At 61.6% G+C, this 12,063-nt stretch carries 10 protein-coding genes; 7 read left to right on the top strand and 3 right to left on the bottom strand.

The features are described 5' to 3' along the window. Window positions 1-74: 74 nt before the first annotated feature. A complete protein-coding gene (locus QMG80_RS09955) occupies window positions 75-350 on the top strand; it encodes a hypothetical protein (protein ID WP_085772672.1) in 276 nt (91 codons plus the stop codon). Window positions 351-739: 389 nt separating this feature from the next. Here QMG80_RS09955 and QMG80_RS09950 read toward each other — a convergent pair whose 3' ends face one another. Continuing rightward, the gene (locus tag QMG80_RS09950; protein ID WP_085772670.1) at window positions 740-1,855 is read right to left on the bottom strand and encodes a transporter substrate-binding domain-containing protein; all 1,116 of its coding nucleotides are present in this window, start codon (window positions 1,853-1,855) and stop codon (window positions 740-742) included. Window positions 1,856-2,068: 213 nt separating this feature from the next. Here QMG80_RS09950 and QMG80_RS09945 point away from each other — a divergent pair, with 213 nt between their 5' ends. Continuing rightward, window positions 2,069-2,308, top strand: coding sequence for a hypothetical protein (locus QMG80_RS09945; RefSeq protein ID WP_085772669.1), 240 nt, complete (start codon window positions 2,069-2,071; stop codon window positions 2,306-2,308). On the opposite strand, the gene purB is transcribed toward QMG80_RS09945, so the two are convergent. Further along, the gene (gene purB / locus QMG80_RS09940) at window positions 2,260-3,564 is read right to left on the bottom strand and encodes an adenylosuccinate lyase (RefSeq protein ID WP_085772668.1); all 1,305 of its coding nucleotides are present in this window, start codon (window positions 3,562-3,564) and stop codon (window positions 2,260-2,262) included. The genes QMG80_RS09945 and purB overlap by 49 nt on opposite strands. 337 nt (window positions 3,565-3,901) lie before the next feature. On the opposite strand from purB, the gene QMG80_RS09935 reads away from it, so the two are divergent. From QMG80_RS09935 to QMG80_RS09915, 5 genes are all read left to right on the top strand, one after another. Then, window positions 3,902-5,431 (top strand): hybrid sensor histidine kinase/response regulator, encoded by a 1,530-nt coding sequence (locus tag QMG80_RS09935; RefSeq protein WP_085772667.1) that lies wholly within the window; start codon window positions 3,902-3,904, stop codon window positions 5,429-5,431. A gap of 451 nt (window positions 5,432-5,882) precedes the next feature. Beyond that, window positions 5,883-7,052, top strand: a complete 1,170-nt coding sequence (locus tag QMG80_RS09930) for an NAD(P)-binding domain-containing protein (protein WP_158658831.1) — start codon at window positions 5,883-5,885, stop codon at window positions 7,050-7,052. Further along, window positions 7,018-8,832, top strand: a complete 1,815-nt coding sequence (locus tag QMG80_RS09925) for a thioesterase domain-containing protein (protein ID WP_158658830.1) — start codon at window positions 7,018-7,020, stop codon at window positions 8,830-8,832. Before QMG80_RS09930 ends, QMG80_RS09925 begins: the two co-directional genes overlap by 35 nt. Before the next feature lie 280 nt (window positions 8,833-9,112). Beyond that, complete coding sequence (locus tag QMG80_RS09920) at window positions 9,113-9,838, top strand: rhomboid family intramembrane serine protease (RefSeq protein WP_085772664.1); 726 nt, start codon at window positions 9,113-9,115, stop codon at window positions 9,836-9,838. After that, window positions 9,835-10,542: a DJ-1/PfpI family protein gene (locus QMG80_RS09915; RefSeq protein ID WP_085772663.1), complete on the top strand. Its 708-nt coding sequence runs from the start codon at window positions 9,835-9,837 to the stop codon at window positions 10,540-10,542. The genes QMG80_RS09920 and QMG80_RS09915 overlap by 4 nt, the downstream gene beginning before the upstream one ends. Before the next feature lie 168 nt (window positions 10,543-10,710). Here the strand turns inward: QMG80_RS09915 and QMG80_RS09910 are convergent, their stop codons facing one another. After that, complete coding sequence (locus QMG80_RS09910) at window positions 10,711-11,934, bottom strand: MFS transporter (protein ID WP_085772662.1); 1,224 nt, start codon at window positions 11,932-11,934, stop codon at window positions 10,711-10,713. Window positions 11,935-12,063: the final 129 nt, after the last annotated feature.

The following is a 12,063-nucleotide window of genomic DNA, read 5'->3' as shown; positions in this document are numbered from 1 at the left end:
CCGGTCCTCTGGGAGGAACGCCCGCGTCAATGGCAGTTACTGCAAATAACACAGAAGAAGGAAGAGGAAATCAGATGAAAGCCACAACGGTCCTCGCCGCCGCCGCGTTCTTCGTTGGCATGACGAGCTTCGCTTTCGCGGAATGCGACACCCATAAGGGCGACCGCGACACGGACAAGCAGACCAAGTGCTCCGAGAAGTGTGAGGACGGTTATATGTCCGGCACCATGGTTTACGGCTCGAGTTTTGAAGAGCAGAAGGCAAAGGCGCTCGCCTGCTTCCAGGCCTGCGGCTGCGAGGCGCACGGCGCGGAGTTCGTGAAGGAACACGGGACCAACCAAGCCCGATAAGCGTCTCCGGCGCCGGGCTTCATGCTCGGCGCCGCGTTCCCCGAGTTCGGCCTCCGCCAGCGAGGGGACGCAGATTTTGCAGCAAATTCGTTGTCGCCTCGTTTTTTTGCGCTTTCGCTTCCAGCGGCGCCCCAGACGGCTCCGCCTCTTTTGAAATCCGGCTCGAGCGGGACGCCAAAAAGAGGAAAGCGATTTGTCGGTCAAAACATGATCTAAGGTTTGATTTGGAGCCTAGTCCTTTTCGATCGTGTGATTCCATGCGATCGGGATGCGCGCTAGAGCGCGATGCGAAAAAGTGGAAACCGGTTTTTCGCACAAAGCGCGCTCTAAACTTAAAGAATCGATCACGTTTTCTGCATTCAGGCGATTCCGCCTGAATGCAGCGTGATCTAATGCGCAAAATAGGCTTCTTCCACCTGCCGCCACTCCAAGCTCTCCGTAATGCGCATCAGCGCCCGATCAATCGGCTTCTTCAGCGGGCTATGCTCGGGGAGCGCGACGGCCATATAGGCGGGCGCAAGAAGCGTGTCCGCGACGCGCAATGACCTGGAGAATCGCGTCGCGACAAGATAATGCAACGCGCCGACGCTGTTGATGACGACATCTTCGCGGCCCGCCGCCAGCGCTTCCAGCGCTTCCTGCAAGCTGGCGTAGTTTCTGTGGGGGATGCGCTGATGCTCGAGATATTCCGCGCCTGAGGAAGCCGTCGCCGCGGCAACGCGCCTACCCCATAGATCAGCATGCGCGACGCGCGTCGTTCCTTCGACTTGCTCCGCGGTGAGGCGAGACACCAAGCTTGCGGACAGCAATGAGACGATCGCGAGGCTGCTCAGCATCCAGATCGTCGCGATATAACGTCCGAGCGGCGTCTTCGGAGTCTTGTCGCCATAACCGACGGTCGTCATCGTCACCACGGCCCAGTAGAGGCCGTCGCGCAGCGTCCGCACGGCGGAATCCGCTTTGGATGCGTCCTTTTCCAGCCGCTCGACGAGCCACATGGCGATGCCCGCGACAAACAGCAATGTCACCATGAGGCCGAAGAGCGGCCCCAGCTCGGAGGCGGCCAGCGAGAAGGAAGCGACGGCGGCGCGAGGGCCGAACACCCTGGGTAGCGCCGCGGCGACGCCGGAACGATGCGCTGGATAGGAAAAGTCGACGCGAGCCATGCGGTCCGTCGTGATCGTTATCGCGCCGATCGCGGCGTCGAATTGGTGTTGCTCAACGCCGCGCAGAACGTCTTCCATGCTGGGCACAAGCACGAATTGATAGTTCTTTCCGATCTCTTCGGCGACGCGACGCCAAAGATCAACGCTCGCGCCGGTAAAGGAGCCGTCCCGCGCAACGCTCGCATAGGGCGCCGCGTCATAGACCGCGATCCGCAGAGGCTGCGCCTTTGCCTCGAGAGCCGCGGCGAGAAGCCAAAACGCCGCCATCGCCGCGACCCCCGCGGCGCGATAGGCGGAAAGCTGTACCTGTTCCGACCAAGTGAAACGAAAACGCGACATTGTGCAGCTCGCGATGACGCCAAAACAACCTAGACATCAATCATCACGCCAATGCGAAGCGGATGTGTCGGTCGGCGCGTCCCCGAGTTCGCGGGCTTAGCCCAAATTGCAGCTCACGCTCTACGAGAACGGTGAAGCATTCGCAAAGCAACGACTTCTTGAGATAGAGGGAAGAACGCCTATTTATCCTTAAGGGCAAAGGCGGAGGCCACCGTGTCACAAATTGAAGGCGTCGTTTATGCCCCCCCCGCGAACGACTATCCCGCCGTGATCGTGTTTTTTGGACCCGATGGAGACATATTGGCGGCGCACGCCTCCGAAACGCTGGAAGCGGCGCAGACGACGCTCGTCAGCATTCTGAAGCAAGTGCAAGCCAGACTCGACGAGGAAGGGCACGAGGCCATCTACGACGAAAAGACGCGCGCAAATATCGTGTCGACGTATTTGCAGTGATAGGAAAGGTCGAACAGCCGATCCAGTTCCTGGCTCGTGAGCTTTGAGGCGACCGCTTCGTCGGCGCCAAGCAGCGTACGGAAATCGCCTTCGCCGCGCCATTGCGCGAGCGCGTTGCGCTGCACCATCGCATAGGCGTCCTCGCGCGACACCCCTTTTTGCGTGAGCGCGATGAGCACGCGCTGCGAATTCACGAGTCCGCCGAGCTTTTCGAGATTCTTGCGCATGGCCTCGGGATAGACCACGAGATTCTCGATCACATTCGCAAGACGGACCAGTGCGAAATCCAGCGTGATCGTGGCGTCCGGGCCGATCATGCGCTCCACGGACGAGTGGGAAATATCGCGTTCATGCCAGAGCGCGACGTCCTCGAGCGCAGGGATCGCCATGCCGCGCACGAGACGCGCGAGGCCCGTCAAATTTTCGCTCAGCACTGGATTGCGCTTATGCGGCATCGCGGAAGAGCCCTTCTGACCTTCCGAAAAAAACTCCTCGGCCTCCAGCACCTCGGTGCGCTGCAGATGACGGATTTCCACGGCGAGCCGCTCGATGCTCGACGCGACGACGGCGAGAGTCGCAAAAAAGGCGGCGTGTCGGTCGCGCGGGATCACTTGCGTCGAAATCGGCTCGACCGCGAGCCCCATCTTCTTCGCGACATGCGCCTCGACGCGCGGATCGATGTTGGCGAAGGTGCCGACCGCGCCCGAAATGGCGCAGACGGCAATTTCCGCGCGCGCCGCGACGAGCCGCGCCCGAGCGCGGGAGAATTCGGCATAGGCTTGCGCGAGCTTCAGACCGAAGGTGGTGGGCTCGGCGTGGACGCCATGGGAGCGCCCCATCGTCAGCGTGTCTTTGTGCTCGAAGGCGCGCTTCTTGAGCGCCGCGAGCAACGCGTCAACGTCGGCGATCAGGAGGTCGGCGGCGCGGTCGAGCTGCACCGAGAGGCAGGTGTCGAGCACGTCCGAACTCGTCATGCCCTGGTGCACGAAGCGGGAATCGGCGCCGATGAACTCGGCGAGATGTGTGAGGAAGGCGATGACGTCGTGCTTCGTCACGCGCTCGATCTCGTCGATTCGCGCCACATCGAACTGCGCCGTGCCACCCTTCTCCCAGATCGCCTCGGCGCTTTCCTTCGGGATCACGCCAAGCTCCGCCAGGGCGTCGCAGGCATGCGCCTCGATCTCGAACCAGATGCGGAAACGCGTCTGCGGCTCCCAGATATCGGTCATCGCCTTGCGGGAGTAACGCGGGATCATCGTCGAGGGACCTTCGCAGATTGGGGGAGAGGCGCGGCCCTAGCATGGGCGCAGACCGGCTGTCCACACTCCAGGGAAAGGCGCACGCTCGGGCCCTTTACGCCGAGCGCCGCCGTGGCTTTGATCTAACATGCGTTTGACACGCACGCGCCACTAATTCCTTGGCGCTTGCCTTCGGAAAGGCGGCGGGCGGCGCCTCAACCTGGGCAACTGCATTCAAAAATGTTAGGCTTCTAACCGTTCGGGTCACAATCCCAGCCCAGCAATTGCAGCCCGCGGATCGCTCCCCTATCCTCTTCCGAACCGGACCATCAAGCGGCATCCAGGACGAAGCTCTGTGGATCGAAGCGTTTTCGAAAGGGCAGAGAATTCCCTGTGCGAGAGCGAAGCTCGCCTGCGACGCGTATTTGAAAATGCCGATGTAGGCTTGACACGATGCAGCCGCGACTGGCGCTACCTTTTGGCCAACCCTGCTTATGCTAAAATTGTAGGAAAGCCACTCGATCAAATCGTATCGCGCCCCATCGCCGAGGTCATGGGCGTCGAAGCAGCGGAGACGATCCGGCCCTACGTCGAACGCGTGTTGCGCGGCGAACACGTTACCTACGAAGCTCAGGTGCCCTTCGCAGGCGCCGGCTCAAGGCGCTTGCATGCCAGCTACGCGCCCGACACGGACGCTGCGGGCCAAATTGTTGGCTGGATCGCCTGTATTACCGACATCACGGATTTGGAAAGCCTGCGCGAGGCTGATCGCCAAAAGAACGACTTTCTAGCCATGCTCGCCCACGAACTACGCAATCCCCTCAGCCCCATCAAACATGGTTTGCATATTCTAAAATTGGACGCCGTAATTGTTGAACGGTCGGCGCCGATGCTTGATGTCATGACGAGACAAGTCCAGCATCTCGTACGAATTGTGGACGATCTTTTGGAAGCCGCGCGCTTCAGCCAAGGGCGGATCGAACTCAGAAAAGAACTCGTTGATCTGAAGCAGATCGTGAATGACGCCGTGGCCGCCAGCCTGCCTCTGATCAACCACCTTGACCATCGGTTGGAAGTTTCGCTCCCGTCCGAGCCCTTGCCGCTCTTTGCCGATCCCACGCGCCTCGCGCAGGTATTGATCAATCTGCTCAACAACGCCGCGAAATTCACAAAGCCTGGCGGGCGCATCGAAATATTGGCGAAGCGCGAAGACAGCGACCTCATCGTGCACGTCCGAGACAATGGCATAGGCATCCCAACCGAGAAGCTGCGCTGCGTATTCGATCTTTTCACCCAACTCGGCAAAAGCGGCGTTGACCATTCTGGAATTGGTCTCGGCATCGGCTTGGCGCTGGCGCGCAACCTCGTTGAATTGCATCGCGGGAGCGTGCAGGCCCGAAGCGACGGCGTCGGGCGTGGGAGCGAGTTCATTGTGCGCTTACCTCTCGCAAACACTGTCGCCGACACGCAGAGAACAGTGGCTGTCGGACTTTCCGCCATAGGCATGGAGCGTCGCGTCCTTGTCGTGGATGATAATCGGGATGTCGCCAATGGCTTCGGCCTGCTTCTTGAAAGCCTGGGAGCAAAGGTTCACATCGCTTACGACGGACGATCGGCGTTGGAAACGGTCACCGACTTCAAGCCCGAAATCGTGTTCCTTGATCTCGGGATGCCGGAGATGGATGGTTACGAGACCGTTCGACTCCTGCGCCGGCTCCCTATCGGCCGAGGCATTTTTATCGTCGCGTTGAGCGGATGGACCCAAGAGCGTCAGCGCAGCAGCGTCGACGCGGGGTTCGACATGCATGTGGTCAAGCCGATTGAACTCAACGTATTGATGGACCTGTTGGCTCTGGGCAAGCGGACGCCACGCGAAAATCACTAGCCTAGCCCACTCCAAGGGGATGACGCTACGAGCCGCGCCGAAAGCCTCAAGGCCGCGAACGGTGGCGCGCTCCGCATTCCCAAGCCACGCTCCAAATTGGGCGCCGAAGCGGCCTATAGGGCTTCATCAATCCGTTAATCCTGACTGCCACCGCGATCCCGCGCCAATGCTCTTTGATCCGCCCAACCGCGCCGCGCAGATCAGCAAAGTCATAACTCCCCTGAAGAATAATGGAAAAACGCCGAAAGGGGAGCCGAAAACGCGGCTTGACCGGAAGAAGCGCTCTCGCTAGGACGAGACTAAGATGAAGTTTGAGTGACGCCGACCCGCAATGCGCGCGGGTCATTGTGCGATGCAACGGAAGCGGTGTTCCGATTGTGCGCAGACACAAAGAACGAAACCGCGGACTCGTCTACCCCTGGCGGCGCAGGGAAGAAAATTTCGAGGCCAAATGTCGATCGCAGTCATTGGAGCGGGCCCCTATGGGCTCTCCATCGCAGCAACATTACGAGCGCGTGATGTGCCCTGCCGATTGTTCGGCAGGCCGATGGAAACCTGGCGAACCGCGATGCCGGAAGGCATGCATCTAAAGTCGTACGGTTTCGCGTCGAATCTCTTCGCTTCAACGCCAGACGGCACTTTGGGCGAATTCTGCCGCAGCCATGATATCGCCTATGACGACGAGCGCATTTTGGTGAAGCTCGATACTTTCATCAAATACGGTCTGGATTTTCAGGCGCGCTATGCGCCAGACATCGATCAGCGCGATGTTGTCGCGCTGAAGCGTCGCGGCCGGCAATTCGAGCTCACACTTGAAGACGAGACGGTCGTTACCGTCGACACGGTGATCCTTGCCGTGGGCGTCACACACTTCGCTCACGTGCCGCCCATGCTGTCTGCGCTACCTCCGTCGAAGCTTGTCCATAGCAGCGCAGTTTCACACGCATCGCATCTGGCAGGCAAAGATGTCACCGTGGTTGGCGCGGGATCCTCTGCGGTGGATCTGGCGGCCCTGCTCACACGGTCTGGCGCGAGAACAAGATTGCTGGCGCGCGGAGACGCGATCCGCTTCGACGACGCGCCCTCCAAGCCGAGCTTCTGGCGACAGATTCGTCACCCGAGGTCGGGCCTCGGACCCGGGCTGCGCTCCTGGCTCTACTGCCGCTTTCCCGGCGCTTACCGCCTGGCGCCCAGCTCGATGCGCCTCGCTATTCTTCGACGCCATTTGGGTCCCCGCTCGCAATATCATTTGCGAGAAGTGATGGAGCGCGATGTCGCTGTTGTGCTCCGCCACCAAATTGTCCACGCCGAAGAGATCGACGGCAAAGTGAGCCTGACTTGTCGAGACGGCGACGATCGGTCGGTCACAATCCGCACGGACCAAGTCATCGCCGCAACGGGCTATCGCGTGAGCTGCGAACGTCTTTCCTTCATCGACTCGGATCTGAAGAGCGCGATTCGAACCGTCGGCGGCTATCCTCTTTTGTCCTCCTGCTTCGAATCCAGCGCACCGGGTCTCTACTTCGTCGGCCTTGCCGCGGCCGGCAGCTTCGGCCCCTTGATGCGATTCGTCTATGGCGCAGAATATGCCGCAAGAAAACTCAGCGCGCGCTTCGCTTGAAGGCCCGCCGCCTGCCGCGGCAATTCCAATACGACCAGGGCATGGGGGCCCACTGTTCCTCTTTTCCGGCGGTGGGGCCGATCTGCATGAGCTCGACAAGCTTGTCGACTCGCTGCGGACAAAACGGCCCCTGCTGGGCGTTCCCTACTGGGAGGCTGGAAGAGACGGAACGGCGCCCGAGAGCGTCGAAGCCATGGCGTCGATCGCGCATGAGATGATCCTGAGCCATCAGGCGAACGGGCGCTACATCCTTGTCGGATACTCTCTCGGCGGATTAATTGCCCTGGAGGTGGCGCGCTTGTTGTTGGATGAAGGCAAGGCTGTGGCGCCGCCAATCATCATTGACGCCATTCCGAGGAAATCGCGCTGGAGAAATTTGAGCCTGCTGCGAACCGGCCCGTCCAAAGCTTGGGGGCGTTTGGAGCGCTTCCTCGCGCGACAATGGCCTGGGGGCGCCGGCGGACCGCCGCCTCCCCAGGTTTCCGCAGAAGTCCTTCGATGCCGGACGGCTTATTCGAACCATCGGTCTCGACGCTTCCCCGGACGCATCAGCTCGATCTATGCACGAGACGAGCCTGGCCTAGGGCCTTTGACGCCTTGCATCTGGAAAGACTTGGCGCGCGACGTTTCCAACCATCCGATCTCTGCTTCGCATCTCGAAATGCTGCGGGTGGATCACGTGACGCAAGCAGTCGCCCAGGAAGTCGACGCGCTCGTCGACGCGCCTAGAAATGCGGAGGACGCGCGCAGCGCGCTCATTCTGACGGCCCTCAGCTGGCCCAAGACGGCGCGTCTGGCCAGCGCCATGATTCAAACGGGTTTCTTCGTCGACGCGCTTGCGCCGAGCTCTTCCGCTCTGAAGAGCGTTGAGGGCATCGGAAAGTTTTATTCATTTTGCGGCCTGCGGCCGAAAGCGGAGATCGAGTCGGCAATTCTCGACGCCCGGCCAGACATACTGGTTCCGATCGATGATTTCGTCGCCTCTGTGCTGCACGAGCTGCACGCTTCGACCGCCCATTCGAGCATTCGCGCGTTGATCGAGCGTTCCCTCGGAGATCCTAAATATTACGCAAGCCTCTACAACAGGCAGTGGATGAACGACCTCGCGCGGCGACTTGGCGTTGCGACGCCTCAAACGACGCCATTGCTCGAGGAGGAGGCGATCCCCGCGGCGCTCGCAACAACCGGCTTTCCCGCCTTCATCAAGACAGACGGCAGCTGGGGCGGAATGGGGGTGAGACGGGTGAGGACACTCGAGGAAGCCCGCAGCAATTGGCGCGCGCTTCGTCGATCTCCCGGGGTTCCTCGATCGGTGAAACGTGCGCTGTTCGACGGAGATCTTTCCTTGATCGGTCAGATGCTCAGACGTCGTGAGCCGGTTATTTGCGCGCAAGCCGAGATCGTTGGGCCGCATGCCGTTATATCCGCCGTTTGCCGCAACGGAGAAGTGCTGTCGATGGTAAGCGCCATCGCGATAAATAGGCAGCTGCGTTTTGGCCCAGCAACGTCTATACGCTTCCACGATTCACACATGTTTGATAATGAAGTTAAATCTATGATAAAATCACTTGGCCTCTCAGGTCTCTGCGGATTTGATTTTATCATCAGCGACAACGAGAATCGGTCTTATTTCATTGAGCTCAATCCTCGCGCCACACCGACATGCGACTTGGTTTTCGATGGCGGAGATGATTTACTATATGCTTATCTCGACTCGATCGGTGGAGCCCCAAAGCGACGCGAGATTTCCTTTCCGAAAACCGACATCGTTGCGACATAAATGGCGCCTTGGCCTTGCGGGCGTCGCGCGGCGCTTGCGTGAACAAGCGGCCTTTCAGCCGCCTTTTAGAATTGATCACGTTTTCTACGTTCAGGCGGCTCCGCCTCACAGCGCGATCTTGTCGCCTAGGAAGCGACAACCCGCTGCGGGCTGGCGTATAGAGAGATCCGGCGCCACGCGCGAGCGCGACGCGCGAAAAGGCGGGAGCCGCCTGTTTAGCGCAAGCGGCGCTCTACGCTTTTGGGACTTGAGGCCTCACGCTTTCGACGGAGCGCACACCATGGTCATCCCCCTGCACGACGACGCGGAGCTGAGGTTTGTGCGCCGTCCCATTGTGAACTGGACGCTGATCTTCCTCAACGTCATCGTATTCCTCATCGTGCGCAGCGAGATTTTCGGCGATCCCTTGACCGTCATCCGCGGCTTCGCGCTCATTCCGCGCGTGCTGTTCGGCGAGGCGCAGCTCGCCAAATGGATCGTGGGACCGCCGGCGCCGCTGACGCTGCTCACCGCGCTCTTCTTCCACTCGGGCTGGCTGCATCTCATCGGCAACATGCTTTTTCTCTATGTGCTCGGCGACAATGTCGAGGACGCGATGGGATCGCTGCATTATCTGCTTTTCTATTTGACCTGCGGCGTGACCTCGGGCGTCGTTTTCGCCTATGCCGCGCCCGAGACGGTCACGCCGCTCGTTGGCGCCTCAGGGGCGATCTCCGGCGTTTGCGCCGCCTATCTCATGCTCTATCCGCGCGCAACGATCTTCGGTCTCGCCGCGATCTTTCCCATCCGCGCCCCCGCTTGGATGTTCGTCGGCGCCTGGATCGTGCTGCAATTCGTTCACGCCGCCTTCGGCGAACAGGACCATGTCGCTTGGGTTGCGCATCTCGGCGGCATCGTTGCGGGGCTGTTGCTGACGCCGATGTTTGCGCGCCGCGCCCTGGCGCCGCGCCTGCGTGGCCGACGCACGCCGGCGCCAGCGCCCAAGGACGAGGAGCCGAGGGAATGACAAGAGAGAAAGATCGACCTCTGCAAATCGGCGCGCTCCTCTTCGAGGGGATCGATCAGCTCGATCTCACCGGGCCATTTGAAGTCCTCGCGCGTCCGCCGGACACTGTCTTTCGCCTCTACGCCAAGAGCGCGGCGCCCGTGCGCGACGTGCGCGGCTTGCGCCTTCTGCCCGACGCTGTCTTGGGCGAGACGCCGCGCCTCGACGTTCTCGTCGTTCCCGGAGGCTTCGGCCAGGAAGCGATCATGGAGGACGAGGAGACGCTCGGCTGGATCAGGCGGCAGGCGGAAGACGCGACGCATGTGCTTTCGGTCTGCACCGGCGCCCTGATCCTGGGCGCAGCGGGGCTCCTGAAAGGTCGACGCGCGACGACGCATTGGGCCGTGCATCATTTGCTCCCCTATTTCGGCGCCGTCCCTGCTGACGAACGCGTCGTCGTCGACGGCAAGGTGACGACCACCGCCGGCGTCACGGCCGGGCTCGACGGCGCCCTGCGGCTTGCCGCCGCGCTTCACGGCGAGGAGGCGGCGCGGACAATCCAGCTCTTCATGGAATATGCGCCAGAGCCGCCATTCGACAGCGGCTCGCCGAAGATCGCTTCAGCCTGCGTGACCGAAAGCGTGCGACTCTTGACGCAGGAGATCACGGCGCGGCGCGAAGCGACTGCAAGGCGCGTGGCGACGCGGTTGGGGATCGAGGCCTGATAGGAGTCGGATTTGTCGTTGGCGCGCTAGGGTTCCATTTTTTCGCATTGCGCTCTATCGCGCTTCCCGCTCAAACGGAATCGTTCGAGCGATAAGGAATCGCGCCAAGTCAAAAACTCAGAGCATGTCCTGACCGGAAAACCGCTTCGCACTCTTCCGTGACATGCTCTAAGCTCGATGCGGAGCGCCCAGCGCCGGCGCGGCGCGATGCGTCAGCGCGAGGGCGGCGAGCGCGAGCAGAGCGAAACCGCCGCTCGCCAAAAAGGTGGCGACGGCGCCGTAGCTGTCCCAAAGCGCTCCGGCAAGAAGGCTCGCGAGGAGAGTCGCGAGACCGCCAACGAGATTGAAGAGGCCGAAGGCCGTGCCGCGCAGCTCCGGCGCGGCGACATCGGCGACGAGCGTCGCCAGCAGCCCCTGCGTCAAGCCCATATGCAGCCCCCAGAGCGCAACGCCGAGCGCCACGGCCAAGGCGCCGTAAGGAGAAGCCAGCGCGATGTCGGCGCCGATGAGGAGCAAGAGCCCCGCCGCCAGCGGCGCAAGCCGGCTGCGCCCGTCGGTGAAAGCGCCGGCGGGATAGGCCGAGAGCGCATAGACGACATTCATCGCGACGAGCGCCAGCGGACTGAGAGCGATCGGAAGTCCGGCGTCGCGGGCGCGCAAGATCAGGAACGCCTCGCTGAAGCGGGCGAGCGAGAAAAGCGCGGCAGTTGCGGTGACGAGCCAGAACAGCTTGGAAAGGCGTTTGAGCTCGTCGACATGCAGCGGGAAGCGCGGCTTGCGCAAATCCTTCGTCCGTGCAGGCTCCCTCACGGCGACGAGGAGAAGCGCCACAGCGAGGAAAGACGGTAGGACCGCGATCCAGAACACGAGCTTGAAATCGTCGTGGCTGCGCCACATCAAGAGGATCGCGAGCGCGGGTCCTATAAAGGCGCCGATCGTGTCGAGGGACTGACGCAACCCAAAGGCGGCGCCCCGCAGCTCCGCCGGCGCGAGATCGGCGACGAGCGCGTCGCGCGGCGCGCCGCGTATGCCCTTGCCGAGGCGATCGATGAAACGCGCCGCGACGAGCGCGCCAATGTCCTGCGCCAGCGGAAACGCGGGCTTCGTCAGCGCCGCCAGGCCATAGCCGATCAGCGCAAGGAGCTTGCGCCGGCCGAGCCAATCCGAGAGCGCGCCGGAGAAGATCTTCACGATCGACGCCGTCGATTCCGCGACGCCCTCGATCACGCCGACCGCGGTCATCGAGGCGCCGAGCGTCGTGACCAGATAGACCGGCAGCAGCGCGTGGATCATCTCGGAAGAGACGTCCATCAGGAGCGAGACGAACCCCAGCGCCCAGACCCCCTCCGGAATTCTTCGAAGGTTTTGCAGCGCAGAGGGCAAGACGGTCATGAGGGTCTCCGGGCCGCGCTTGGTTTTTGGGCGGCGAGCTCTTCCCCGTCTATAAGGCAAAGGCGTTGCTTTTTCCCGCCTGTTGGAAAAGAAGTCAGCGCTCTTGTTCCGGCCCGTTGCGCGCCGCCT

This window comes from Methylocystis bryophila (assembly GCF_027925445.1).
In the GTDB taxonomy this organism is placed as follows: Bacteria; Pseudomonadota; Alphaproteobacteria; order Rhizobiales; family Beijerinckiaceae; genus Methylocystis; species Methylocystis bryophila.
This window is presented reverse-complemented; position numbering and strand designations above follow the sequence as displayed.

Coding starts and splice junctions, on each gene's coding strand:
- QMG80_RS09955 (WP_085772672.1), top strand. CDS start 75: ATGAAAGCCACAACGGTCCTCGCCGCCGCCGCGTTCTTCGTTGGCATG.
- QMG80_RS09915 (WP_085772663.1), top strand. CDS start 9,835: ATGACAAGAGAGAAAGATCGACCTCTGCAAATCGGCGCGCTCCTCTTC.
- QMG80_RS09930 (WP_158658831.1), top strand. CDS start 5,883: ATGTCGATCGCAGTCATTGGAGCGGGCCCCTATGGGCTCTCCATCGCA.
- QMG80_RS09950 (WP_085772670.1), bottom strand. CDS start 1,855: ATGTCGCGTTTTCGTTTCACTTGGTCGGAACAGGTACAGCTTTCCGCC.
- QMG80_RS09925 (WP_158658830.1), top strand. CDS start 7,018: ATGCCGCAAGAAAACTCAGCGCGCGCTTCGCTTGAAGGCCCGCCGCCT.
- QMG80_RS09920 (WP_085772664.1), top strand. CDS start 9,113: ATGGTCATCCCCCTGCACGACGACGCGGAGCTGAGGTTTGTGCGCCGT.
- QMG80_RS09910 (WP_085772662.1), bottom strand. CDS start 11,934: ATGACCGTCTTGCCCTCTGCGCTGCAAAACCTTCGAAGAATTCCGGAG.
- purB (WP_085772668.1), bottom strand. CDS start 3,564: ATGATCCCGCGTTACTCCCGCAAGGCGATGACCGATATCTGGGAGCCG.